Raw genomic sequence first — 24,159 nt, forward strand, 5'->3', positions numbered from 1 at the left:
AAGAGCCCCCAGAGACTGGCAAAGACGCCATCATTTCAAGATGCGGCTGCCCAGCCGGCGTAGATGACGAGGGGCCGCCACCTCTTTCTCCACCAGATCGCCAGTCCTAAACGACCTTCAGAAATCGAAGGTCAGCCCGGCATACAGTGCACGGCCATCGCCAGGTGAGTGCAGCGAGGCATCGGCTCCATCCGGGTCATACCAGACATACTCGTAGTAACGGTTGGTCAGGTTCTTCAACTGCAGATCCACGCTCATCGACTCGCTGAGCTTGTAGGTCGCGCCCAGGTTCATCAGTACATAGCCGCCATAGGTACCTTGAGTATTCTCACGCTCAAGATAGTAGTTGGTTTGTCCGTTTGCCCACGCCGTCAGTTGCAACGCTGGGGTTACCTGGTAGCTGACGCCGGTATTCCACAGGTGGTGCGGCACATGGTCGATTTCCTTGCCCTTGCTGTCCGGGAGCGCGCTGCTGGGCTCAAGGATTTTCGAGTACTGCCAGGAGTAGCTCATCCACACTTCGGTGCGTTCGTCCGGGTGTAGGTTGACCTGCAGGTCGTAGCCCCAGCGGCGAGTTTCGCCGACGTTATCGGATTCTCCGCTCGGGTCGTTCAGGCGACGACTGACCTCGCCTGTTGCGTCTTGCCGCCAGTACGCCACTCGACCATCCATCCAGCTGACTGGGGTGAACTTGACGCCGGTTTCCCAGCCTTCGTTGATCGAAGGATCCAGATCATCCTTGCGTGGCGGGACCTTGTAGGATGCCGCACCTGTACCCACCTGGAACGTCCTGCCCCAGTTGGCATAGACACTGGCGAACTTCCAGGGCGAGTAAACAATGCTGAGCTTGGGCTGCTTGATCAGACCGTAGTCATTGATGTCATAGTCCTGCCCGGTCATCTTGTTGGTGAAATCGCCACTGATCTTGTCGACACGGTAGGCCGGGACGATTTTCAGCGATTCGACCGGCTCGATTTCAGCCTGCACGTAGGCCCCGACGGTGTTGAAGTCGAAGTCCTGGTCGCGGGTCTGCGCCTGACGTACCCGTTGCAGGGTACGATAACGCTCGCTGCGGTTCTCCTGTTTCTGCACGTCGCTCCCGCCTTCCAAGGCGAAGGCATGCAGCCAGTCTATCTGTGGTCGCCAGGTCAGGGAGGTGATGGCTCCGTACTGGTCCTCGTAGGTATCGCGCTCTTGCTGGGAACTGGTGCGCCAGTACTGCGTCCAGCGGCGGTCGTCGAAGGTATTGAGGTACGTTTTGGCCGACCACGACAAGGTGTCCGATAGGTCGGTGTCGAAATGCACACTGACCTGGTTCATCCGCCGCGTTCCCTTGTCCGTGGCGTTGTAGACGTTGGTCATCCGCGGGTGGTGGCGGGCGTTGTCCTCGGTCAGGTAGCCGGCCTCCTGAGCTTCCGACTCGTAGTGACGGGCAATCAGACCTAGGCGGAAGCTCGCATCGTCGGGGCTATAGAACCATTTGCCGCCGAAACTGTAGCGCTCGGTATCGGCGTGATCGCGGTAGCCGTCGACATGTTGGCGGGCAAAGAAGTAGTTCTGCGTCCAGTTGCTGGTCTCTATACCCTTGGCCAGTTGCACCTCGCGGGTGTTGAAGCTGCCGTAGCGCAGGCGGGCCTTGTTGTAGTTGCCGCCCGTGCGGGTGTTGATGTTGACGTTGCCGGCGATGTTGTTCAGGCCGTAACGCGGGTCGCTGGTGCCGCGGACGACCTCGATGCTGTCGATGTCCATAGGGAACACCGAGTCGATGAAGGGCATGTTGCCGTCGTTGGTGTTGCTGGGAATGCCATCGATGAGCAGCTTGACGGCGTTGACCTCGCCTTCACCGTTGAAACCCCGGAATGACAGCTTGCCTGAGGTGGTGCCCTGGTTGAATTCGGTCAGCATGACGCCAGGCGCGCGGCGGAACAGCTCCCAACTGTAGGCCACGGGCATCTTCTCGACGATGTCACCGCCAAGGATATCCACCGAGCTCAACACGCTGCTGGTGGCTAATGGGCCTGTACTGTTGCCGCTGACAGTGACCGCCCCTAGCGTAAGGGTCGAGTTATCGCTGGACAGCGTTTCTGCTACTGCTTGGGACAGTGGGCTCAGGCTGGAAACACAGGTAAGGGCAAACACGGGCAGTACGGCACGTGCGGTGCTACGAAACGCAGGCATGGAAAGCTTCCTGGCAAAAAAGTCGGGCACGGTCATCACGCGCGTTGTGCGCAGGACCGGGTAGAAGTCGACAGCTCAGGCCAAGGGGGAAGCGCGCGGATTCAGGTTGGGCCACTGTTCACGGGGCAGAGGCAAGATTGGGATATGGCCCAGCAGCTCAGCGGGCCAGAAACGCGGATAAAGATGCTTGAAGTAGTCGCCGACCAACAGTGCCTGCCCGGCGTGACCGCAGCAGCAATCACCGGATTGCAGCTTGCTGTCGGCATGATCCGCCAGTTCGGACTGATCGAGCTTGAGTTGCGCCAATAGCGACTTGGGTAGGCTCTGCACGCCGTGCAGGCTGCAGAAGCTGCCGAGAATCAGCGACTGCTCTACAGGTGGTTCGCGCAGGGAACGGTCGAGCGGCATCACCAGCAGGTTGAACAACACTGCGAAGCAAGCGAGCAAGCAGAGGTGAGTGCGAACGCGTGACAGCATGGACCGCCCCATGAAGTAAGCTGCGCATTAAGCCGCATACGAGGCGGCCTGTAAAAGTTCCATGGAGCGGCATTATGTCGCAGCCTTGCGCTCATGCAGTCCCGCTGGGCTTCAAACAACCGAGCTTGGATGCTAGAGTCGCCGGCCATGGATCGTCCTGCTTCCAACCGTCCCCTCATTGCCTGGATTCTGTATTTCAGCGTCCTGTTCAATGTGCTTTGCTGTGGCCTCAGCCACGGGCAGGCGCTGGGCTTTGCGCTCAATGGAATCGGTGGCAGCTTCTGCAGCCTGGGTAGCGACACCTCGGTTCTAAAGATCAAACAGGACGGTGGGTTGACCACTGCCGATTGGAGCAATCCTTTCACCTGCCCCATGTGCTCAGCGATACTGCTTCTGCTGCTGTTTCTGGTTGGCGTCGCCTGGCTACTGGCGTGCGCCAATCCAAAGCCCTTCAAACGCGAGGTGCGCAGCCAGGCACCACCGCGCTACTGCTGGCCATCGGCCAATCCCCGCGCTTCTCCTCTCTGATGTAGTCAGCGCCTAGGCGCTGAAGCGGGCCTGTGCCCGTTTGTCGAATGCAGTGCTGTTGATTGTGCGTACCTGCTGGTACGCCTTCGGCCGGCACTGCGACGTTCATCGTCGCCGGAGGATCAGCTTTGTCATGAAGAATCTAAACTCCGCACGCGCTCCGTCGGAAGAAACGTGACCGTGCGCTGCGGCCTGCACAGTCGATCCAGGGACAACCTCTGGGTCGCTGCGCTGGTGGCCATGCTGCTCAAGGTGTTGGTGCTGCCCATGGCAAGCACCCTGGGCGAGTTCAGCCTGGCACAACTGCTGACGGGTAGTTACTGCTCATCCGGTGGCATGCAGCCGGTGGTATTGGACATGGATGATGCCGGCAAGCCGGTGGTGTCCGATGCCGGTCATTGCTGTTGCTCTAACGGGGCTCCGGCTCCGCTGCCAACGGCGCTGATCATTACGCCGATACCGCCCGGATCTTCGCTGGTGCCGGCGATGTCGCTCGCCAATGCCTATGTTCCTCGGGAACGTTGGTCCTCGCTCAATCCGCGTGCTCCTCCTGCGACAGCCTGACTGCAAATGAGAACAGGCTACCCGGCACAATTCAGGCCGGGGCCTGCCGAAGGCTATCTGACGTATGGAGTACGTGATGTCTCGTCCCATGAGCGTGTCGACCCTGTTCGACACTCAGGCTCGCCCTGCGCGCGGAAGCGATTCCCGCCTGCCGTTTCCCGACTACCCTTGCAACGCTCGCAGTTTTGTCCACCTGGATGCACGGCTTCTACCGTATTGGCACACGTTGTTCGACGTCTGTCCTGGCCTGCTGAAGCTCGATCCCCCGGAAGGCCTGGAACTGTTCCGTCGCTTCATGACCTGGGCTTACCGACATCATCCGGCACTGGATTGGACCTATTACATCAGTGTCTGTCGCTGGCTGTTGGGCTCGCCCTACAGGTCGCGGGTGACCGACGAACACATAGAGGCGCTCCTGGCGGCGGCCGCTGCATTGTGGGTTGCGGGTGACATGTCCCAGGCACGTGGTCTGGTACTGGCTTGGCAACCCATGGACGGAGTAGTCGTGGAATGGAAAGCCGGCGCGCAGCCGGCTGGATGCACCATGGAAGAAGGCGTCGGGCTGCCACCCCCTTCCTGGGAGTTTTCCTGGAGCCCGCTCAGTGGCAAGGGACTAGAGAACTTTCGTCGCTGGTTGCCTGTACCTGGCTAGGCCCGCGGAGCCCGGGCCGGGGCAAGCCTCAATGGTTGCCGTGCCCGGGATCTTTATCGACCTTGACCACGCCCTGGAATAGGGCGAATTGTTTGACCCTCTCTTCGGACTGGGTCGCTTCTGCGCTGCGCACTGCCTGGCTCAACTGAGTGGCATCAGCGTCACTGAGCCCGGCACTGCGCAGGGTGGACGGGTTGAGCAGCGAGTCGCCGGCGCATAACACCACGCGCCATCCATGTGGCCCCTTGCGCAACAGGGCTCGTCCACCCCGCTTGTCCTGCAGCCAGCCTGCGACGGCATGATCGCCCTCGACCGTGACCGGGCCCACGTCCAGCGGGGCATCCGGGCGTTCGAAACTGTGCCGCATCAGTTGCTGGATGCTCTGTTGCTCACTGGCGATATCCGCCATTGCCAAGAGGGGACTGCACGCCAGCAGCAGTGCGAGGATCGGTGCTTTCATCAATGTGTTCCTTTGCAAGGCTGCCGGCGGTGAGCCGGCAGCGTCCGTTTTCGGGCTCAGAAGCCCATCTTCACACCCAGTTGCGCCGAGGTGCCGGGCATCGGGTAGTTGGTGCGGTAGGCATAGTCGCGGTCGAACAAGTTCTCTACGGCGACGAACACTTCGCCCACCTTGCCCAGCGCCGGTACTGCGTAACCTACGCGCATGTTGACCACGGTGAAGCTGTCGACCTTGGAGAAGTTGCTGGCACCTGCGGTACGTTCCTCTGCCAGCACATACATGTCCTTCTGGTACTGCGCATCGGCGGAGAGGCGCCATTGGCCGATCTCGTAGGTCGTGCCCAGCGACAATGACTTCTGGGGGGCGTAGGGCAGGGTCTTGAGCGACGGATCGAGCCAGGTGAAGCCGACGAAGCTGCTCCAGTTGCTGGTCCAGCGCTGTTGCCAGGTAGCTTCGGCACCCTTCACGCTGTAATCGCCCAAGTTGATGTACGAAGGGCGGGACACCGCCGGCGGGAACGCGAACAGGTAGCGGTCCTGCAGTTTGTCCTTGAATACGGCGAGGTCCAGGGTGGCGCTGTCGATAGGGTTGAAGCGTACACCCAATTCCTGGTGGTCGACCTTTTCCGGTTTCAGGTCTTTCCAGGTTTCGCCCAAGGCAGGTATCAGGCTCGACATCACCGAGGCTTCAAGGCCGGGGTAATTGATGCCACGTGAAGCATTGGCGCGGAACTCGACATTGTTCGAGGACAGCAGCAACCCGGCATGAGGTGCAGTAGCGCTATCGAAGACATTGTGGTCGTAGGTGCGCACGCCGGCCGATGGGGTCAGGGTCCAGGTGTCGTTCAGTGCAAAGGCGTGGCTGACGGCGATATGCGGCGACGTAACGCGCAGGGTTGGCGCGTCGAACTTGGCTTGTGGCGCCGGAGCGATACGCTTGAAATGCACCTCACCCTTGCTTTCGTCGATATCCAGGCCCAGGGCGACCTCACCGCCTTGCCAGGGGCGGAGTTGTTCTTCCCAACGGATGCCTTGCAGGGTGAAGTCGCTGATGGTGTCGCCGTCCAGACCGGTCTGGTCCAGCGCTGCGCCGCGTCCTTCATTGTGGTAGACCTTGAGGCTGCCATTGCCCCAGTCATGGTCGTGGTCCAGGGACAGCGAGGCCAGCGTGCCACGGGTGTTGAACTCACCGTTCTTCGTATCCGGCAAGCCTTTCTGGCCTGGATCGGATACCTGGTTGTTGGCGTGCAGCACCAGCAGTCCTGCGCTCCAGTTGTCGTTCAGACGATAGCCGAGGCGCGCCATGCCATTGTTCAAGCGGCCGTCGCCGTCTTTGCGGTCACCATCGGAGTGGGCTGCACCTTGAGCCAGTAGGTAGTCGAAATTGCCTTCGCGGCCTATCAGGGTGGCTTGTTCGGTGGCGGTGCGGAAGCTGCCACCCGTCAGTTGCATTTCGCCGTGATGGTTGTCGCCCTGCTCGGCGACCTTAGGCGTCAGGTCGATGGCGGCGAAGGTGTTGCCGAATTTCTGCGGCTGCGGTCCTTTGTAGATACTGATGCTCTGCATGCCATTAATCGGTAGCAAGTCCAGCAAGGGGTGGCCCCAGACCCCCATGTAGAACGGCACGCCGTCGATATAGGTCTTGATCTCGCTGCCGGGGCGGCTGGCGCCCATGCCACGAATGTAGACTGCGCCACCTTCGGCCCCGCCGAACGACCCCACCGGATTGAATCGCGATACCACCACCCCTGGAGTGCGGCGAAGGGCGGAGGACAAGTCGAGGGCATTGAGGTCACGGATCTGCTCCTGGCCTACCACAGTGGTAAGGCTGCCGAAGCTGTCGACGCTGTTCTGGTCGATGACCGAAGTGCCCACAACGGGCGTTTCGGCAAGTTCAACCGAGTTGGTTTCGGCCAGCGTGGCGCCGCTGGACAGTGCAAGTGCGGCGGCGCAGCAGAGGGTTTTCTTCTTCATTCTCTGGAAATTTCCTGATGCTGTGAATCAAGGTAGGCCAGCGTCGCGCACATGGCGGCATCCCTATGTGCTTAAAACCAGGGCGCGGGACGGCAATGGAACTGAATCAGGTCAGAGCAGGTGAGGCGCGAGGATTGGCAGGTGGCCAGAATCGGCGTGGCCAAGTCGCGGGCGCGATGGGCAGGAGTGTTTGAACGGCAGGATCGGCAAAAGGCAGGCTGAACTGCAGAGACGTGAAAGCAAGACCGGTATGGCTGCATAGCGGACAGTCGAGCGTAGCGCCGACTGCCAAGCCATCGCCAAGCCATTGCTCGAAGCTGATTGAGCGGGGAACCGCGCCTATGTGGCCGCAGAATGCGCCGCCTAATCCATTGAGCGTCAGACCGATCGCTTGACCTTGCCCCAAACCACAGTGCAGCACGGCGAAAAAAAAGCTGGCGTAAAGGAGCCAGGTGAGTGAGCGGCGACGCGCTGCTGATCGGTGCATATCCTTTGCTCGATGACCGCTTTGGAATAGTTCGATGCGGGAGTCTAGCAATGCTTGTGTGTTACGTCCGGTGCGACAGCCTGCCGCACCGAACTTACCCCTTCGCAGGTACCCCAGTTCGGCCCTGGTACCTGGATCACTTTGACATGTAGTCGATCACGGCCTTGTAGTCCTCGGCCGTGCAGTCCATGCACAGGCCACGTGGCGGCATGGCGTTGAAGCCTTCGGTAACGTGTTTGACCAGTACCTCGCTGCCCTGCGCCAGTCGAGGCTTCCAGGCTTCGGCGTCGCCTTTCTTAGGAGCCATTGGCAATTGGCCGTTGTGGCACATCTGGCAGGCTCGATTGAATACCGCCTCCGGATCTTGCGCTGCCTGTGCCAGGCTCGCCACTGCCAGGCAAGCGAGCATCACCAATGTCTTTTTCATGAATGGCCTCTCAGGTTTTCTTATTGGAAAGAGCGGAGTGTATGAAGCTTGCCGCAGATGTCAGTTGCGACCGTATGACGCACCTTTTCCGCTAGTCGCGAGCCTGTGAGGCAGGTCGGCGATGAGCGATCGAGGTGCGACCTACTGTCGCACCCTCGATTTCATTCACGAAATTGGCGCCATTAAAAAGCCGGGACTGAATTCAGCCCCAGCTCGTGTCGGTGTCAGATGGACACTTAGGTCGAAGTCAGACAGCCAGCGACTTCACGCAGGTCAAGCGGGAGACCAGCAGACTATCGGCATGGCGCTTGAGGGTGCGCACCACCAGGCAGGTGAACAACGGTTCGCACAAAACCAGTGGCAGGTATGACAGGGCGAACAATGCCCAGTTGTGAAGCGGCGTCGGCTCTTCGCCCAAGGACAGCCAGAATCCGACCATGAGCACCACGCCCGTGTAGTACAGAGCGTCGAAGCGGACTACCTCAGCCCAGCGGATGCTATGACCGCCCTCATTGAAGAATCGCCTGCCAAGCGTGTAGTGAGCAGTGATCAGCGGCAGCATCAACGACAGCGAGTTCACTCCCAAATGCACCAGGTCCTGTGGCTCGAACAGCATCCCCTGAAGCAGCAGGCCTATTGCAAAGCCCAGCAGCGTGGGGACGAAGCCGAACACGAAGTACACCGCCGAGGCGCCAACGAAATGCAGTTCGGAGGCACCGACGGGGAGATGGAAGACTTCCATGAAGATCGAGAAGAACACCGCTGCCAGGACGGTCTTGAGAATATCGTCGGGTCGCTTTAGCAGGCGTGGCGCAAAGACGGCCAGGGTGCCCAGGGCGGTGACGTTGGCGTACAGCACTTTCGCGGCGTTCAATACGCCAGGTTCGATATGCATCGTTACTCCCTCCGAGTGATGCGATTTTTAGAAAAGCCCAGCGGGCTGCCTGCGGCAGGTTTCCTGGCTCGCGGGTCGTCGTAGCGGACGCGCCTTCCCGGTCGAAATGGACCAGTGGCATGTTGCGTCCGTACTCTCCGCTCACAGTTGCGGGGGCAGCGCGGGAATCGCCTTTGTGGAGGCTTGCCCGCTTCCCTGTTGCCTGTGTCTTGCGTCACAACCGGCAGACGCTGCAAGGGTAGTGTTGCTAAACGTATTCGCTAAGCGCCTGTCGTTCTCAGCGGCGCGGTCGTATTCGCCATAATCTGCGCCAGCCGAGAACTACGCCGCTCAGGGCTATGACCGTTCCGCCAAGGCTGAAGCCGATGATCATGCTCTCGCGTAAAGCGGGCCGTTGCAGGAGCGGTTGCCAATCCCAGCTGTGCAGCAGATTGAACAGCCAGCGCCCGGTGCGTTGCGTGAGATCGTGACTGGCAACCAGTTCACCGCTGGCAGGGTCCAGGTAGATCCAGGTCCCGGCGGGGTCCTCGAAGCGCAGGCGCAATACCGGCAGTGGCCGGGGCTGGAAGCCATACATGCTCTGGGCATCACGGGCGAAGTAATGGAAGTCGTAGCCAGTCTGCCAGTCGACGCGCAGCGATGTTTGCGGCGAGATGGCTCGTGCTGCAGCTTCCAGTCGCTCGCGTTGCAGCTGCCTGGCGGGCAGAGCGCCTAGTTCGAGGATCCGGCTGTCCCCTACTGCGTTGCGCGCCACCAGGTAGGTGTTTTCGCCAAGACGCCGCCATTGCAATTCAACCGTCCTGAAAGCGGCTTCCTGGTCCAGGCTGGCCAGTGCCTGTTTCACGCTCTGGCCGATATCCGTAGCTCGTAGCAGTCCTTGCTGCAAGGCGCTAATGTCCAGGCGAGAGTGGCTGTCGGTCAGGCCCCAGGGGCGCATCGACATCAGTCCGCTGAACACCCATGTCACCACGACGACTCCGAACAACAGGCCGCCGATGTGGTGCCAACGTAACCAGCCGCCCGGATAGGGACTGCAGGAGCCGCTGCGGTAGCGCGTACGCAGGCGAACCCGCATGACGCCAACCACCATCCCAAGCAGCGCCATCAGAGTGCCCAGCAGAGACAGGCCGATCACCAGCGTGCGCCAGCCATTGTCGAAGCCGAAACCGCCGCGCAACGGGTAGAGCCAGTGCAGCCAGGCGCCGATCCAGTTCCACGTGCGCTCCTGAGCGCTGGCATCGCGCACTACCTCGCCGGTCCTGCCCGACAGGTACAGCCAGGTGCACGCTGCATCGCCGACTTCAACCCGCTGCAACGGTCTTTCAGCATCGAGCGCTCGGGAGTGGGTCCACATGTCTTCGTCGAGGCTGCCCCGGTACTGGAGTGGCACGTCACCGGCGTATTGCCGGGCACTGGCCAGTGCCCATCGTGCATCAACACTGGTTAGCAGCTCACCGTTGGCGGCGTCGAGTGCCACGCGGCGACCATCGGCCAGGTCGAGCAAGTAGTACGGGCGTCCGCCGAGGCTGCTCAAGCGCAGCGCCTGCAGTGGTTCGTCGACCCAACGTGCCGGTAGCTCGGCGCAACAGCCCGCCGGCAGGACGGGCAGGTGCGCCAGGCGCTCGGTCGGAGTCAGCTTGGGGTAGCCGACGTACAGCATGACCACCCCTGAGACGAACCACAGCGCCATGAACAGGCAGGTGACGATGCCTAGCCAGCGGTGCCATAGATAGAGTTGGCGCTTCAGCTTCATCAATAGCGCCACTGCACGGCGACTTCCAGGCTGCGTGGTTCACCCACGTAGTACTGGGTGTTGGTCTGGTGGATGAAACGCGCGTAGACCTCATCGGTCAGGTTGCGCAGGCGCGCGCTGAGCTGAACGTGCTTGTCCAAATCATGGGTCATGGACAAGCCGTACAAGGTGTAGGACGGCACCCACATGGTATTGGCGGTGTTGGCGTAGACCGATGATACATAGCGGGCATCGGCACCGACCTGCCAGCCGGGAGCAAGGTCGTAGGTCAGCCAGAGGTTGGCGGTGCGCTCAGGAATGTTGACCGGGTTCTTGCCCTTGCGTGAATACACCACGCCACTGACGGTTTCGTTGAATTCGTCGTATTCGGCGTTGACCCAGCTGAAATTGCCGGCGGCCAGCAGTTGCGGGGTGACCTTGAACGAAGCTGCCAGCTCTATACCGGTGGAGGTTTGCTGGCCGGCCTGCTCGGTGGTGTTTGGCACGGTCGAGGACGGCACCGAGATGTTCTTGCGCACGATGCGGTAGGCTGCGGCGGTCGCCGAGCCGCGCCCGTCGAGGAAGTCGAACTTGCTGCCAACCTCGACCTGGCGCCCGGTGCTCAGGTCGAAGTCGCCGACCTGGCTGATCGAGGCGCTGGTCAGGGTACCGCCCGGCGGCTCGGCCGAGGTGCTGTATTGTGTATACAGGCTCAGGTTGGAAGTCAGGTCGTAGACAAGGCCCAAGCGTCCGGTGATAGCGTCCCAGCGCCGGTCGAGGCTGGTGCGGGCGACATGGTCGACGACATCGAAGTCGATGTGGTCGTAGCGCAGGGCGCTGATCAGGGACAGTTGGTCGGTCAGGCGGGTACGGTTCTCGACGAACAGCGACGAGGTGTCGGTGGTGGTGCTGCGGCCTTTGCTGCGCGGCGCGTCCATGCCTGGGATATCTAGGAAGCGATCTGGATCGAAGGCGCTAGGGTCGACCGTGTCGAAGGCGCCCTTGGATAGCGGGTAGTTGGTCTGCTGGTTGCGGTTGTAGTCGACACCGAAGGCCCAGTCGCTGGCCAGGCCAAACAGCTGGCCTTGGTGGCTCAGGTCGATGCGGTTGCCATTGACCTCCTGGTCATGGCGCTGGCGATAACCGCCGGAGCGGGCGATGGTGCTGTTGTCGGCGTTGTAGCGATAGACCTCAAGGTTGCGGTAATCGCGTTGGCCGTCGTAGTGGTAGAAGGTGTTATGCAAACGGGTGGAATCGTCGAAACGGTACTCGGTGATCGATCTCAGCCAGCGGGTGCGCTGTTCGTAGCGGCCGTCTTCGACGTTGTAGTTGTTGAAGCGGTCGTGTTTGTCGATGTGCAACTCGCCCACCAGCGGTTGCAGCACCGGCGTACCCCAGTAGGGGCTGTCTTCCTTTTCTTCCAGGTACTCGAGGGCCAGCGTGTGCGAGAGCTGGTCGTTGATATCGCTTAGCAGCGAGAAGGCCAGGTTTCCGGCGCCATTTTCCTGGCGATCGATATAGCTGTTGGTGCTGGTGCGGCTGTAGTCGAGGCGGGCGTAGTGGCGCGGCCCGTCGCCTGTGTTGAGCGCTTTGTTGAAGCCGACCGAGGTTTCCATGGTGTCGTAGCGGCCGTAACTGACTCGTCCTTCGAACGTATCTTCGTCACGATCAGCGAGCTTGGTGATGACGTTCAGGCTACCGCCTACCGCGCCGCTGCCATTGAGGAAAGACGACGGACCGCCGAGCAGTTCGACGCGGTCGTAGATCCACGCGCCGACCGGGCGTGCTGCGCCGCCATACTGCAAGTTGATGCCGTTGAACAACTGACTGATCTGGGCACCGTTGAAGCCGCGATACGCCACATACCCGCCCCAGCCGGGTGGCGCGGAGGCATTCACCCCGGGCAGGGCATTGGCGGCATCCTGGAAGGTCCGCGCGCCAATACGCTCCATGGTCTTGCGATCGGCCACACTGACCGAGGCCGGGTTTTCCCGGGCGCTGAGGTTCAGGTTCGAACCGCTGTCGATGGGGCGGTCGAGGTCGAGACTGGTGGCTTGACTGGCCGTGTCGGCCATGGCGCTCACTGTGCTGGTAGGCAGGGTCAGGGCATTGTCCTGCGCCCAGGCGCAGGATGCGCTGCCAACAAGCAGCGCCAGGGTGGTCATGCGAAACATAAGGGTTTCCAGGCTGGAAAGAGATCGGCACGTGCCAGCCGATCGTCATCGACGGCCAGTGCGCAGCGTTTTCAGAGCACGGGAAACAGCGCGGGAGAGGCTCGGGGATTGAGCAAGGGCCAGCGTTGCCTCGGCAGTAGCCGCATCGGCTGGCGTGGCAGGAGGTTGATCGACTCGCCGGCCAGCAGGGCGAGCAAACCGAAGAAAGCGGCCAGCAGGGTGGCGCCGAACAGGCTGGCGATCACGCAGTCGCTGGTCATCGGCAGCGAGTGCGAGCCAAGGTCGTTGTCGCCCTTGAACGGGCTGCTGCCGTCGAGTGAGCAATACTCCCCATCGTCCAGGCCGCTCAGGCTCAGGCCAGCCATCTGGCCATGGCCCATGGCGCACAGCAATGAGCCGAACAGAACGCTGAAATACAGCATCCAGGCGATCGGCGCTTTGTGGTGGCGGACTAGGTTCATGGGAAGACTCGAATCGACGAGACAAGGTACGGGGTGGCGAATTGTATCTATTTGTATCCGTAAAGCACTACACGCCCTGCAAAAACATTCGGATGGATTATGGGTAAGCCATGCGTCAAGCCGATGAAGCGCCATAGCAAGCCAGCCGTATAACCGCGTGCGACTGCGAGCGGTGCGACCGTCCGCCGCAGCCGTTGCGCGGTGCCCGTCATTGATGGCCTCTTCTCCAGGATGCTGTGGCGAGTTGCCGCAGGCCAGTGGCGCGAGGCCTCCATGCTACTGTTCGGGCACGACGTGAAGGTTCCCTGGCAGGTTTACAGCGCGTCGCCAGCGCCGGGCTCCACAAGGACCCCGGCCTTTTTCATCTGGCGCTCCTGGACCGTGCGGCGGGTTGTCACAGTTTCTGCCCGCTACAGAGCGATATTAGAGTGCCCTCCCCGCGCAGTGGCGCTCCTGGGTCGGCTGAAAGACTCTAGTCAGAGAGCTGGACAAGCAACACAGCCTGGAACTGCACATGGTCAATTTTTTTAATCGCCGCTACTACCCTTCGCTGAGCACACCCAACTGCCATAACTTCTACGGCAAGCCTTGTCGTTTCACACTGACCGTTCGGGACGGCTATTGAACCGCCAGCAACCCGCCGGGCGCAGTTGAGACCAGGGTAATGGCAATGCGCTGCGGCATGCACAGAACTACCAGGGACAACACCTGGGTGGTTGCGTTGCTCGCCATCGTTCTGGAGATCACGACCTTGCCAATGGCGGCAGCCTTCGGGCAGCTGAGTCTGGCGCAGTTGCTTTCGGGCAGTTATTGCTCCTCAGGCGGTACGCAGTATCGTCCCTTGGCCTTCGACAAGGATGACAACGACAGTTCCAGACTGACCGGGCAAGGTCATTGCTGCTGCTCCCAGGCACATGGTCCGATGCCCTTGGCCAGGCCGCCAGCGCTGTTCCCGCCAACGCTGGCGTCGACGTCGCTGCCGGAACTCTTTTGTGCTTTCCAGCCGTCCCCCCGTGATTGCTGGCCAACCTCGAATCCGCGGGCATCTCCGGTGCAAGGCGCTTCCTCTCGCAGGCTCGCCTGCAACGAGAAACGCATCGCCGTGGGTGCCTGAACCGGTCGGCCGATGCCATCCTTCGGTATTATCGAGACCATTTAAGATGGATGTACTGCAAGTCATGCGCGCGTTCAGTTACGTCGTGCATACCGGAAGTCTGACCGCCGCAGCCGCACGGCTGGAGACTACCACCGCGAATATCTCGCGCATGCTCGCCAACCTCGAAGCACACCTGCATATCCGCCTGCTCAACCGAACAACCCGGCGCATCGCCCTGACCGAAGCCGGCAAGCTTTACCTGGAGCGTTGCGAGCAGATATTGAGCCTGGTGGAGGTTGCCGAGGATGAGGTGCAGCAACAGCACAGTCGCCCGGTCGGTCAGTTGCGGATTCACGCCATGCACGGCCTGGGGCAGAGTTATGTCATGGACCTGATCAACCGTTATCGCAAACGCTACCCGCAAGTGACTTTCAATCTGACCATGTCCAATCACATGCCTGACTTGCTGGAAGAGGGCTATGACATGTCGATCCTGCTGCAGGAAACACCGCCGGTGGTCTCCTACGGGGTCAAGGAGCTGGGCGCAACGCACGGTATCCTGTGCGCCTCGCCAGACTATCTGCGGGTCGCTGGCACCCCTGAAACACCGGAAGACCTACGTCAGCATGCCTGCCTTGGCTTCTGCGATCCTTCCCGGCCAGTTGACGAATGGGTGCTTTACGGCCCGCATGGCCGTGCGCAGGTATCACTGGCCGAGTCGCCTCTACGGGTGGACTCCGAAGAAGCGATGCGTTCGGCGCTGACCTGTGCGCTGGGTATCGGCCTGCTCCCGGCATATGCAGCGGCCCCGGCCTTGCGCAGCGGTACCTTGGTGCAGGTAATGACGGACTATCGGTCAGGTCGCTGCGGTATCTATGCGTTGTATCCATCCGCCCGGCGCCCTGATGTCAGGACCAGCACCTGGGTTGACCATCTGGTCTGCCATCTTCCGGGCATGCTGGCGGGTGATGCGGCATTACTGTGTGCTTGATTGTGGCGCAGTCGCCTGGTGCGACAACCTGACGCATGCTGTGCAGGCTGTCCTTTTGCGAAAGAGGCTGCGGGACTGGGTGTGGCGTATCGTCGCAGCCTGGTCTGTGCAGCCGTAAGTGCTAATCTTTGTGCCGGTCCGATGTTTTCCTTGGCAGGTTTTCATCTAGCCGGTGAAGAGCCAGGCCTCAGTGCCTGGCTCTTCTGTTTCTGCGCAAGGCACAGGGCATGAAGTTGCTCAACTGCAGTTCCTGGGTTTGCGCGCAATAATTTCAAAGAGGTGCCAGTGCTTCGGACCTCGCAGGCTGTTGCCGTCATACTCCAGGGCATTGAAGGTGATCAGTTCCAGACCGTTCAACAAGGCGCGCGCTTCGCCTTCACTGTGGAACGTCCTTGTGCAGTCGTGGCTCCAGTCGTCGCGATCGCCGAACAATTGGCCGACGAACACTCCATCGGGCCGTAGCGCGTCGACGATGAGTCCCCAAAAGTGCATGAAGCTCGCCGGATGACAGAACGGCAAAGCCATCCCGGCATGGATCAGCTGGGCCTCAGGCAAATACTTGAGCGTTTCGAAGCGTTCATGCATGACCTGTAGGCTGCCGGGCGCGAATCCCGCTCCGATTGACTGGACCCTTAGAATGGATTGCGGGGCCTGGTCAATAGCCAGCACCCTCCAGCCGGCCTTCAGCAGTGCGAAGGTTTCATTGCCCGCACCGCAGCCCAGGTCGATCGCCTGCTTGCAGTGCGCTGGTCCCACGCTATCCATGGCGTTGTGGAGCAGTGCTGATGCAGGGCGGTTCTCATGATGTCGATAGTAGCTTGCCCATGATGCCGCTCGTTGCGAATCGTTGGCAGACATTCCCTTCCTCCCATGGCTGGTCGCTTCCCAAAAGCATCCACAACGGTTTCATGAATTACAACGACTGCAGAAATTCCAGCAGCGCCTTGCGCTCCACCCGGCTCATGGCTTGTACTGCTTTGCGTGACCCGGCGGCTTCGCCGTCGTGCCAGAGAATGGCCTCAAGCAGTGTGCGGGCACGTCCATCATGGAGGAACTGGCTATGACCACTCACGGCTTGCGTCAGGCCGATACCCCATAACGGCGGCGTTCGCCACTCGCGACCGGAAGCCTGGAACTCGGGGCGACCATCGGCCAGGCCTTCGCCCATGTCATGGAGGAGCAAGTCGGTATAGGGAAAGATTCGCTGGCCAGAAAGTTCGGGAACGGGGTGTTGCCCGGTCACGTAGGAGGGCCGATGGCATTCTGCGCATCCTGAGCGATGGAACAACGCCTTACCCTGGAGCACACCCTGACTATCAGCGCCCCTTCGCGCGGGGACGCCTAGGGTCTGGGTGTAGAACAAGACGCTGGCCAGGACCTTGTCCTTGACTTCGGGCACTCCGGCAGAGGGGGCATCACGGCACTCGGGCTGATGTGTCGTGCAGTCATCGGAGGGAATCAACGTACTGGTCAGCCCCATGTCACCGGCGAACGCATGGGCGTTCTGCTGGTTCAGGTTGGGCTGGCCGGCCTTCCAGCCGAAACGACCTGTCACAGTCGTCTGCAAGGCATCGTCCCAGACCCGGTTGAGATGACCGTTGACCGGGCTGCCGCTGGCCATTTGGCGGATGACGTTGTCACGCAGGTCTTCCTCGCCGATAGCCTCCAGCAGCCCCAGCCCAATCATGGGCGGAGCCACCCGCAGTGACATCAGGGTATGAGGATGGAACGGCCCATATCCCGGGTCCTCGATGGTAAAGCGCGGTTTACGTAACTCCACCTGCTCGTTTTCAGCCAGTTCGACCTGCACTGTGGTGTAGCTAAGCGATACCCGTCCCTCGGGCGCATGGCCGCTGATAGCCATGTCCTGCAATTGTCCGCCGTAGGTCGGTTCCGGCACCACGCCCAGGCGCTTGAGCAGATCCTTGTCTGTTGGTCCCGCCGGGATCGACAGTCGCACCAGCGAGGAAAGTGCCGGACCAGTGCTGTTTTCGGCAGGCGCTGCACCTCGACCATCCTTGATATGGCAGCTCTGGCAGGAGTCAGTGTTGAACAGCGGCCCCAGGCCCGAACGCCCACCAGTGGTGGCTCCCTGAGCGTCGATGGCCGGACGCCATGCGCCACGGAAAAACGCGTTACCGACAAAAAAGTCCATGCGCCGTAACGGCGAGAGGTTTGCTGCCGGCATGGAGAAAGCGTCCTTGTCGTTGCGGTGGACAGTGGTCGCGCCGCTGGAAAGCGGCTCGCCAGGTTCGACCTTGGCGAAATCGTCGGCGTTGTTACAGGCAGACAGCAGACTGGCAAGCGCCAAGAGGACAATCGGGAGGGACATGCGCATTGGGGGAGTCACAACTTCAAGCGTGGCTGGAAATTCTAACAACCGGTCTCGAGCCGCCAGGACTGCGACAACCCGCCGCACCTGCGCTTGCCCCTGCACCGGAGGGGCACGTGCTGCCGGCCTGCGGTCGGATGTCGCAGATGGCGCGGGTGTGCCGCGCCACTCAGCCATTGGTTGATGCCAGTGCTTCGGTCCATTTCATGAGGTCGGCAGTTCACTGGACCATCTTGACCTTTACACCGCCCTCCCTCAGGGGGCGGTGTGCATGGGCACGGCGTTGAAGCAAACCGCTGGCCTAGCCAGCGTCCTCGCCCGGGTTTGGGGTCGAGGCAACGTCATGCATCAAGGCCCGCCGCACCATACTGTCCTCGGTGAGTTCGAACCACATGCCGTTGAGGACGGCGAAAGCGGCTGCCAGCGGCAGTCCGAGTAACCAGGCGAAATACCACATGCCAATGCTCCTTTGAATCAATACGCGTGATGACTGCCATTCTCGATGGCCTTGACGTCCACCTTGCCCCACAGCACCCGATATACCCATGCCGTGTAGGCGATGATCAGTGGCATGAAGATCAGTGTGCAGACCAGCATGATGAACAGGGTCAGGTGACTGGACGACGAATCCCAGACGGTCAGGCTGAAGCGTGGATCGAGAGTGGATGGCAGGATGAACGGGAACATCGAGGCGCCCACGGATATCACAATGCCGCTGATGCCCAGGCTGGTTGCCAGGATGGTCGCGATGTCACGGCGTGCACGCATCAGCACGAAGGCGAGGAGCAGGCCAACGAACCCCGCAGCCGGTGCCAACATCGTCCAGCCGTGTTGGCGGTAGTTCTGCAACCAGGCTCCGGGTGCAACAGCCGCGCTCTTGAATAGGGGATTCGAGGGACCGCTTGGATCGATGGGGGAAGTAATGGTGTAGCCCTGCACGCCGTACCACAGCGCAACTCCCGCTGCAGCGTACAGGGCGATGCTTACCAGCGCACTGGCGCTGCCAAGCACACGGGCGCGCTCCGCCACGGCACCCTCGGTCTTGATCCGCAACCAGGCAGCACCATGGGCCACCAGCATGCTTACCGACAGTAGTCCGCAAAGCAAAGCAAACGGGTTGAGCAGATCGAAAAAGCTTCCCTCATAGAAGATGTACATCTCCGGGGTCAGGCGAAACGGGACGCCCAGAAGTACGTTGCCCACTGCGACGCCACATAGCAGTGCCGGAACGAAACCACCAAAGAACAGCAGCCAATCCCAGGTCTGGCGCCAGGTTTGCGAAGCACGCTTGCTGCGGTACTTGAAGGCTACGGGGCGCACGATCAAGGCTACCAACAGCAGAAACATCGCCAGGTAAAAGCCGGAGAAGGACACTGCATACAACTGGGGCCAGGCGGCAAATATTGCTCCGCCGCCGAGGATCAGCCAGACCTGGTTGCCTTCCCAGGTGGGTCCGACAGCGTTGATGACCACGCGTCGTTCAGTATCCGTCCTGGCAATGAAGGGCAACAGAGCGCCGGTTCCCAGGTCGAAGCCGCCCATCACGGCGAAGCCCACCAGCAGCACGCCAAGCAGTACCCACCAGATCAGCCGCAGGGTGTCGTAGTTCAATAGCTCATGCAGAATCATGCTTCACTCCGCGGGTGCGTAAAGGGGTTGACGGGTCGCCACGCTGGCAAGTGTCGGTGTCACGACCGGGACTTGTTCAGGCTCCAGTTCCGGGCCCTGCCTGACGGCCTTGAGCATAAGCTTCATCTCCACGACGAAAAGCACGCTGTAGATCGCTACGAAACCAGCGATGCTCAATAGCAGGGTCTTGATGCCCAGGTTGGACACGGCCATGGCGGTAGGCAGCACACCTTCGATCACCCAGGGTTGGCGTCCATACTCGGCCACCAGCCAACCGGCCTCGATCGCTACCCAGGGCAGCGGAATGGCCAGTACGGCGAGTTTGAGTAACCAGCGATGCTGCTCCAGGCGATGACGGGCCGAGAGCCAGAAGAACGCGGCAGTCAGGGCGATGAACAGCATCCCCAGACCAACCATCACGCGGAACGACCAGAACAGCGGGGCGACATGAGGAACGGTATCCCAGGCCGCCTTGGTGATCTGTTCTTCGCTGGCTTGGCGAGGGTCGTCAACATAGCGCTTGAGCAATAAGGCATAGCCCAGTTCGCTGCCATTGGCTTCGAAGGCCTGCTTGAGCTCAGGATCGAGATGTGTGGTCGAACCGGCCAAGCGGATGCTCTCCAGCGCATCGTAGGCCAGTATGCCTTGGCGAATGCGGGTCTCGGCTCGCTTGACCAGGTCATTGATGCCCGGTACCTCCTCGGTGAGCGAGCGGGTGCCGATCAGGCCCATGACGATGGGGATATGCACGGCGTAGTGGGTTTCACGAGCGTCCTGATCGGGAAAGCCAAAAGCGGTGAACGGCGCCGGAGCCGGTTCGGTTTCCCACATGGCTTCGATTGCGGCCAGCTTCATCTTCTGGTGTTCGTTGGACAGGTAGCCGCTTTCATCGCCCAGCACCACCACCGAGAGCGATGAGGCCAAGCCGAACGACGCCGCAACGGTCATCGAGCGCTTGGCCAGGTCCACGTGCCTGCCCTTGAGTAGATACCATGCGGAGATGCCGAGGACGAAGATTGCCCCACAGACATAGCCGGCAGACACCGTATGGACGAATTTCGCCTGTGCCACCGGATTGGTCAGTACGGCGAAGAAGTCATTGACCTCCATGCGCATGGTTTGCGGATTGAAAGCCGCGCCAACCGGGTTCTGCATCCAGCCGTTGGCGATCAGGATCCACAGCGCCGAAAAGTTGGTACCGATAGCCATCAGCCAGGTGGCTATCAAGTGCTTCACCTGGGTCAGTTTGTCCCAACCGAAGAAGAACAAACCGACGAAGGTTGCCTCCAGGAAGAACGCCATCAAGCCCTCAATGGCGAGGGGCGCGCCGAAAATGTCGCCGACATAATGGCTGTAGTAGCTCCAGTTCATTCCGAACTGGAACTCCATGACGATCCCGGTGGCCACGCCCATAACGAAGTTGATGCCGAACAGGGTGCCCCAGAACTTGGTCATCTGGCGCCAAACAACTCGCCCGGTCATCACATAGATGGTTTCCATGATGGCAACCAGAATGGACAGCCCCAGGGTCAAGGGCACAAACAAGAAGTGGTACAGCGCCGTGAGCGCGAATTGCAATCGCGACAGGCTGACGATATCCAGCTCCATCTTTTCTTTCCTCTAATCAGGTCAAACGGATTTTCAATCGGGACGTAGCTCATCCAGAGCCGCATCGAATCCTGAGCTGCCTCGTCGAACCTCACGGATGATGCGGCCGTGCTCCAGCACGACGAGGCGGTCGGCCAGCGCCGCTTCGCGGCGTAGGTGGGTGGCCAGCAGCCAGGTACGGCCCGCGCCTTGTTCGGCGAGCCGGGCCAGTACTTCCTCTGCTGTTGGCTTATCGAGCCCTTCGGTAGGCTCGTCGAGCAGCCACAGCGCGCGCTCGCGCAACAAAAGTCGGGCCAGCGCCAGACGACGGGCCTGTCCGGCGGAAAGGCCGAGTCCGCTATCGCCGAGGCGCGTCTCCAGTCCACTAGGCAGGCGGGCTACCGTCTCGAACAGGCCGGCGATGCGCAGCGCCTCCCACAGGGCTGTATCTTGCGCATGCGGCGCGGCGAGCAACAGGTTGTCACGCAGCGTGTCGTTGAATAGCTCGGTGCGCTGGGTCAACCAGGCGTGGTCGATCAGGCGCAGTTGGCCTAAACGGGGTTGCAGTTCTCCAGTCAGTACCGCCATGAGCGACGACTTGCCCGCGCCGCTGTGACCGACCAGGGCGACGCGCTCGCCCGACGCAATGCGCAGGTGGATGCCATGCAGGCAGTCATGTTTCGCGCCGTCGTGGCGGACATGGATATCCTGCAGTTTGAGGGCGAACGGATCACAGGGAACTGGTGCCGATCGCTGTGGCGTCATGGTGATGTCGGCGTTCTCTGTCAAGTACGGGACCAGGCGCCGCGCCGCCAGCGAAGTTCGCGCCAGTTCGAAGGCTCCCCGTCGCAACGCCCCCAGTGGTTCGGCAAGCGTCAGGGCCAGGAGGACAGCCAGCACCGCAACAGGAACGCCGATAGCCCCGGTCGTTACCAACCACCCGGTGACGGCAAGAGTGCCTGAAAGCAGGATGCTGCCGAGCAGTCCGAAGGTCATTCCGGCGCGGGTATCGAACTGGTGCAAGCGGTCTTCTTCGCGAGCTAGGCGTCGGTCGATATGACCCAATGTTCTGCAATGATCAGAGAGTTGCCCTGTCATCATCAGGTCGGTCTGACCGGACAGCAGGTCGGCGGCCTGGCCACGTAGCCGCTCGACCAGAAGCGCCCGCTTGCATGCCGGGCGCAGCCCAGCGATCCACAGGTAGCTAAGCGTCGGTAGCGCGGTCAGCGCTAAGGCCATCAGAGTCGCCAGAGCCAGGCCCGGGCTGATCAGCGCCAAGGCCAGCGTCGCGGCGAGACTAGCGACCAGTGCGCTCTGTAGCGGAATGCACAGGCGCAGGTACAGAGAGTCCAGTGCGTCGATATCGCACGTCAGACGAAACAGCAGGCGGCTAGGCCGCAGGGCGAGGGCCCGAGCCACGTGAGGCCTGGCCCAGGCGCGAAACAGCTGTACGCGTAGTACCGCGACCGCCGCAAGTGTGGCGTCATGGGTAATAAGGCGTTCGCCATAGCGTGAGAACGTGCGCCCCAAAGCGAACAGGCGAATACCTGCCGATGGCATGAATACGTCGAATGCCAGTGCAGTGGCGACGCTCAAGCCAGCAATCGCAGTCGCGCTGATGAACCAGCCCGACAGACCCAGCAGCGCCATGCCGAACAGCACCGTCACTGCCGACAGAAGTACACCGGCCTGCAAGGGGCGTCGCTGCAAGCACCAGAACATTTGCAGGACCGTGAAAAGTGGTCGGGCTTTCAGGCCGGATAGCATGGCGCTTCCTCCCTGCAAGGTGTGCCGCATGATCCAGGAGCCGCTCGGTCCATCGAGATCTGTCGCGCCATCGCGGCGATCAACAGGGGATCATGGGTGGCGACCACCAATGTCTTGTTCCTGGCGATATCTAGCAGGGCAGCAGTGACTCCAGCGGCAGCCTGGCGATCGAGGTGCGCCGTGGGTTCGTCGGCAAGGATCAGTTCCACCTGCGGGTCGAGGGCGACACGGGCCAGGGCCAGACGAACGTTTTCACCACCGGACAGGCCGACGCCGCCTTCCCCGAGGAAATTACCGGCACGGGCACTCTCGACTTGGTCAAGACAGGCGGTCACAAGCGCTCTATCGACTGCCTCGCGGCTGAATCGGCGCCCCAGCGTGACATTCCGGGCAATGCTGGTGGCGAACAGGTGGGGCTGCTGGCTGACCCAGCCGATGCACTTACGAGGTACGCCGACCTGTAGTGTCCCCGCCTGGACGGCTAGCAGTCCTGCCAGCGCCGCCAGCATGCTGGACTTGCCACTGCCGCTGGGGCCGGTCAAGGCTACCCATTCGCCTTTGCCGACAACTAGAGACAAGTCCTCGATGATCGGTTTGGCAGCGCCTGGATGGCGCAGACTGACCTGATTCAACACGATGAGTGGTTGCGTCGCGGTGTCCGGTGCCGAGGGAGCGCCCGAAGGAACATCGGCTAGCTTACTGCCTCGCCGGCCCAGGCTCTGCAAAGCCTCCAGTGCGCTGATGCCCGTGGCTCGGTCATGCCAGACCGCCGACAGTTCGCGCAGCGGCTCGAAGAACGCAGGGGCGAGCAGCAGGATGAACAATCCTTGGCCCAGTGTCAGTGGTGTGCCCCAGGTACCATAAGGTACCTGGCCTAGGAGGTGGAAACCGATGTACACCGCCACCAGTGCCACGCCGAGGGCGGAGAACAGTTCGAGTACCGCCGAAGATAGAAAGGCGATGCGTAACACCCGCATGGTGCGCTGGCGCAGCGACAACGCTGCGGCGTCCAGGCGACCAGCAGTGAGGGGCACGGCATCCAGTGCGCGCAGGGTAGTCATGCCCTTGAGGCGGTCAAGCAGGAATGCGTTCATGCCGCCGTGCTCCAGCAACAGCGCCTCGCTGGCCGCCTTGGCGCGCCATCCAACCAAGGCCATGAATAGTGGGATCACTGGTGCCGCGACCAGCAGGACCAGCGCGGCGATCCATGAATACCAAGCCACTGCCGCCGCTATCAGCCAAGGCTGCATCATCAGTTTTTGTCGTACGGGAAGATAACGCACCAGATAGGGCAGGATAGATTCGGCTTGTTCGGCCAGGATACTGGCCGCCTCACCGGCCGGAACCCGTCGCAGGTCGAGCGGCGAGCGTGCAGCGAGGGTGGTCACCGCCTGCTCCCGCAGCACCGTCAGGTACGTGCGGGCTTTTTGGAACAGCCGCCGTGAAGCCCATGCCTCGGCAAGGCTGCGGATCACACCCGTCAGTAGCAACGCCAAAGCCGCTGGCCAGACACGAGCCATACCCTGCCCTTCCATCAAGCCCTGCGCGGCCCAGGCAATGCTCGCGGCCTGAATGATCCACAATAGCGAAGCGGCGACATGGACCGCGCAAGCCGTGCGGTCAGCTTGGTACTGATCCGGGGCAACATGGAGCTGGCGGGCGGCAGGGGCCGTTTGAGGGCGCGACACGGGTGACCTCGAAAAACGTAAAGGCACAGGGTGGAGAGGGCTGTGCAGGGTGAGCGCACTC

General features: G+C 61.3%; 22 protein-coding genes and 1 riboswitch. Of the genes, 5 read left to right on the forward strand and 17 right to left on the reverse strand.

Features of this window, described 5'->3' with window-relative positions; all coding sequences use genetic code 11:
* Positions 1 to 117: 117 nt before the first annotated feature.
* On the reverse strand, positions 118 to 2,178 hold the full coding sequence (locus tag KH389_RS06985) for a TonB-dependent receptor (protein ID WP_213607114.1): 2,061 nt from the start codon (positions 2,176 to 2,178) through the stop codon (positions 118 to 120).
* Between the two features lie 75 nt (positions 2,179 to 2,253).
* Positions 2,254 to 2,655, reverse strand: coding sequence for a DUF2946 family protein (locus tag KH389_RS06990; protein WP_213607115.1), 402 nt, complete (start codon positions 2,653 to 2,655; stop codon positions 2,254 to 2,256).
* A gap of 147 nt (positions 2,656 to 2,802) precedes the next feature.
* On the opposite strand from KH389_RS06990, the gene KH389_RS06995 reads away from it, so the two are divergent.
* The 3 genes from KH389_RS06995 (at position 2,803) to KH389_RS07005 (ending at position 4,399) form a co-directional block, all read left to right on the forward strand.
* On the forward strand, positions 2,803 to 3,183 hold the full coding sequence (locus KH389_RS06995; protein WP_213607116.1) for a DUF2946 domain-containing protein: 381 nt from the start codon (positions 2,803 to 2,805) through the stop codon (positions 3,181 to 3,183).
* Positions 3,184 to 3,357: 174 nt separating this feature from the next.
* On the forward strand, positions 3,358 to 3,747 hold the full coding sequence (locus tag KH389_RS07000; protein ID WP_244988693.1) for a DUF2946 family protein: 390 nt from the start codon (positions 3,358 to 3,360) through the stop codon (positions 3,745 to 3,747).
* Positions 3,748 to 3,823: 76 nt separating this feature from the next.
* Positions 3,824 to 4,399, forward strand: a complete 576-nt coding sequence (locus KH389_RS07005; RefSeq protein ID WP_213607117.1) for a putative natural product biosynthesis protein — start codon at positions 3,824 to 3,826, stop codon at positions 4,397 to 4,399.
* A 28-nt stretch (positions 4,400 to 4,427) separates the two neighbouring features.
* Here the strand turns inward: KH389_RS07005 and KH389_RS07010 are convergent, their stop codons facing one another.
* From KH389_RS07010 to KH389_RS07040, 8 genes are all read right to left on the reverse strand, one after another.
* Positions 4,428 to 4,859 carry a copper uptake system-associated protein gene (locus KH389_RS07010; RefSeq protein ID WP_213607118.1) on the reverse strand — a complete coding sequence of 144 codons (432 nt, stop codon included), beginning with the start codon at positions 4,857 to 4,859 and terminating at the stop codon, positions 4,428 to 4,430.
* 56 nt (positions 4,860 to 4,915) lie between these two features.
* Entirely contained in the window at positions 4,916 to 6,832 is a 1,917-nt protein-coding gene (locus tag KH389_RS07015; RefSeq protein WP_213607119.1) for a TonB-dependent receptor, read from the reverse strand.
* A gap of 106 nt (positions 6,833 to 6,938) precedes the next feature.
* A complete protein-coding gene (locus KH389_RS27565; RefSeq protein ID WP_338053207.1) occupies positions 6,939 to 7,319 on the reverse strand; it encodes a DUF2946 family protein in 381 nt (126 codons plus the stop codon).
* A 136-nt stretch (positions 7,320 to 7,455) separates the two neighbouring features.
* Positions 7,456 to 7,746, reverse strand: a complete 291-nt coding sequence (locus KH389_RS07020; protein WP_213607120.1) for a c-type cytochrome — start codon at positions 7,744 to 7,746, stop codon at positions 7,456 to 7,458.
* A gap of 247 nt (positions 7,747 to 7,993) precedes the next feature.
* Positions 7,994 to 8,641 carry an energy-coupling factor ABC transporter permease gene (locus KH389_RS07025; RefSeq protein WP_213607121.1) on the reverse strand — a complete coding sequence of 216 codons (648 nt, stop codon included), beginning with the start codon at positions 8,639 to 8,641 and terminating at the stop codon, positions 7,994 to 7,996.
* Positions 8,642 to 8,677: 36 nt separating this feature from the next.
* A riboswitch (cobalamin riboswitch) is annotated at positions 8,678 to 8,881 on the reverse strand.
* Positions 8,882 to 8,918: 37 nt separating this feature from the next.
* Complete coding sequence (locus KH389_RS07030) at positions 8,919 to 10,388, reverse strand: PepSY domain-containing protein (RefSeq protein ID WP_244988716.1); 1,470 nt, start codon at positions 10,386 to 10,388, stop codon at positions 8,919 to 8,921.
* A 5-nt stretch (positions 10,389 to 10,393) separates the two neighbouring features.
* Complete coding sequence (locus KH389_RS07035) at positions 10,394 to 12,547, reverse strand: TonB-dependent receptor (RefSeq protein ID WP_213607123.1); 2,154 nt, start codon at positions 12,545 to 12,547, stop codon at positions 10,394 to 10,396.
* 71 nt (positions 12,548 to 12,618) lie between these two features.
* Positions 12,619 to 13,008 carry a DUF2946 family protein gene (locus KH389_RS07040; RefSeq protein ID WP_213607124.1) on the reverse strand — a complete coding sequence of 130 codons (390 nt, stop codon included), beginning with the start codon at positions 13,006 to 13,008 and terminating at the stop codon, positions 12,619 to 12,621.
* A 682-nt stretch (positions 13,009 to 13,690) separates the two neighbouring features.
* Here KH389_RS07040 and KH389_RS07045 point away from each other — a divergent pair.
* Both KH389_RS07045 and KH389_RS07050 read left to right on the forward strand, forming a co-directional pair.
* A complete protein-coding gene (locus KH389_RS07045; protein WP_274611463.1) occupies positions 13,691 to 14,122 on the forward strand; it encodes a DUF2946 domain-containing protein in 432 nt (143 codons plus the stop codon).
* A gap of 46 nt (positions 14,123 to 14,168) precedes the next feature.
* Positions 14,169 to 15,095, forward strand: a complete 927-nt coding sequence (locus tag KH389_RS07050) for a LysR family transcriptional regulator (protein WP_213607126.1) — start codon at positions 14,169 to 14,171, stop codon at positions 15,093 to 15,095.
* Positions 15,096 to 15,332: 237 nt separating this feature from the next.
* Here KH389_RS07050 and KH389_RS07055 read toward each other — a convergent pair whose 3' ends face one another.
* The 7 genes from KH389_RS07055 to cydD form a co-directional block, all read right to left on the reverse strand.
* Positions 15,333 to 15,953: a class I SAM-dependent methyltransferase gene (locus tag KH389_RS07055; protein WP_213607127.1), complete on the reverse strand. Its 621-nt coding sequence runs from the start codon at positions 15,951 to 15,953 to the stop codon at positions 15,333 to 15,335.
* A 55-nt stretch (positions 15,954 to 16,008) separates the two neighbouring features.
* On the reverse strand, positions 16,009 to 17,433 hold the full coding sequence (locus KH389_RS07060) for a di-heme oxidoreductase family protein (protein ID WP_213607128.1): 1,425 nt from the start codon (positions 17,431 to 17,433) through the stop codon (positions 16,009 to 16,011).
* Positions 17,434 to 17,728: 295 nt separating this feature from the next.
* Positions 17,729 to 17,884 (reverse strand): cytochrome bd-I oxidase subunit CydX, encoded by a 156-nt coding sequence (gene cydX / locus KH389_RS27695; protein ID WP_213607129.1) that lies wholly within the window; start codon positions 17,882 to 17,884, stop codon positions 17,729 to 17,731.
* Between the two features lie 17 nt (positions 17,885 to 17,901).
* Positions 17,902 to 19,056 (reverse strand): cytochrome d ubiquinol oxidase subunit II, encoded by a 1,155-nt coding sequence (cydB, locus tag KH389_RS07070; protein WP_213607130.1) that lies wholly within the window; start codon positions 19,054 to 19,056, stop codon positions 17,902 to 17,904.
* Positions 19,057 to 19,059: 3 nt separating this feature from the next.
* Positions 19,060 to 20,664 (reverse strand): cytochrome ubiquinol oxidase subunit I, encoded by a 1,605-nt coding sequence (locus KH389_RS07075; RefSeq protein ID WP_213607131.1) that lies wholly within the window; start codon positions 20,662 to 20,664, stop codon positions 19,060 to 19,062.
* A gap of 33 nt (positions 20,665 to 20,697) precedes the next feature.
* On the reverse strand, positions 20,698 to 22,410 hold the full coding sequence (locus KH389_RS07080; RefSeq protein WP_213607132.1) for an amino acid ABC transporter ATP-binding/permease protein: 1,713 nt from the start codon (positions 22,408 to 22,410) through the stop codon (positions 20,698 to 20,700).
* A complete protein-coding gene (gene cydD / locus KH389_RS07085) occupies positions 22,395 to 24,098 on the reverse strand; it encodes a thiol reductant ABC exporter subunit CydD (protein ID WP_213607133.1) in 1,704 nt (567 codons plus the stop codon). The genes KH389_RS07080 and cydD overlap by 16 nt, the downstream gene beginning before the upstream one ends.
* Positions 24,099 to 24,159 lie beyond the last annotated feature (61 nt).

It is taken from the genome of Pseudomonas qingdaonensis, from assembly GCF_018398475.1.
GTDB lineage: Bacteria > Pseudomonadota > Gammaproteobacteria > Pseudomonadales > Pseudomonadaceae > Aquipseudomonas > Aquipseudomonas palmensis.

Coding starts and splice junctions, on each gene's coding strand:
- KH389_RS07045 (WP_274611463.1), top strand. CDS start 13,691: ATGCACAGAACTACCAGGGACAACACCTGGGTGGTTGCGTTGCTCGCC.
- KH389_RS07060 (WP_213607128.1), bottom strand. CDS start 17,433: ATGCGCATGTCCCTCCCGATTGTCCTCTTGGCGCTTGCCAGTCTGCTG.
- KH389_RS06990 (WP_213607115.1), bottom strand. CDS start 2,655: ATGCTGTCACGCGTTCGCACTCACCTCTGCTTGCTCGCTTGCTTCGCA.
- KH389_RS07055 (WP_213607127.1), bottom strand. CDS start 15,953: ATGTCTGCCAACGATTCGCAACGAGCGGCATCATGGGCAAGCTACTAT.
- KH389_RS07050 (WP_213607126.1), top strand. CDS start 14,169: ATGGATGTACTGCAAGTCATGCGCGCGTTCAGTTACGTCGTGCATACC.
- cydX (WP_213607129.1), bottom strand. CDS start 17,884: ATGTGGTATTTCGCCTGGTTACTCGGACTGCCGCTGGCAGCCGCTTTC.
- KH389_RS07075 (WP_213607131.1), bottom strand. CDS start 20,664: ATGGAGCTGGATATCGTCAGCCTGTCGCGATTGCAATTCGCGCTCACG.
- KH389_RS06985 (WP_213607114.1), bottom strand. CDS start 2,178: ATGCCTGCGTTTCGTAGCACCGCACGTGCCGTACTGCCCGTGTTTGCC.
- KH389_RS07010 (WP_213607118.1), bottom strand. CDS start 4,859: ATGAAAGCACCGATCCTCGCACTGCTGCTGGCGTGCAGTCCCCTCTTG.
- KH389_RS07020 (WP_213607120.1), bottom strand. CDS start 7,746: ATGAAAAAGACATTGGTGATGCTCGCTTGCCTGGCAGTGGCGAGCCTG.
- KH389_RS07035 (WP_213607123.1), bottom strand. CDS start 12,547: ATGTTTCGCATGACCACCCTGGCGCTGCTTGTTGGCAGCGCATCCTGC.
- KH389_RS07080 (WP_213607132.1), bottom strand. CDS start 22,410: ATGCTATCCGGCCTGAAAGCCCGACCACTTTTCACGGTCCTGCAAATG.
- KH389_RS27565 (WP_338053207.1), bottom strand. CDS start 7,319: ATGCACCGATCAGCAGCGCGTCGCCGCTCACTCACCTGGCTCCTTTAC.
- KH389_RS07005 (WP_213607117.1), top strand. CDS start 3,824: ATGTCTCGTCCCATGAGCGTGTCGACCCTGTTCGACACTCAGGCTCGC.
- KH389_RS07015 (WP_213607119.1), bottom strand. CDS start 6,832: ATGAAGAAGAAAACCCTCTGCTGCGCCGCCGCACTTGCACTGTCCAGC.
- KH389_RS07025 (WP_213607121.1), bottom strand. CDS start 8,641: ATGCATATCGAACCTGGCGTATTGAACGCCGCGAAAGTGCTGTACGCC.
- cydB (WP_213607130.1), bottom strand. CDS start 19,056: ATGATTCTGCATGAGCTATTGAACTACGACACCCTGCGGCTGATCTGG.
- KH389_RS07040 (WP_213607124.1), bottom strand. CDS start 13,008: ATGAACCTAGTCCGCCACCACAAAGCGCCGATCGCCTGGATGCTGTAT.
- KH389_RS06995 (WP_213607116.1), top strand. CDS start 2,803: ATGGATCGTCCTGCTTCCAACCGTCCCCTCATTGCCTGGATTCTGTAT.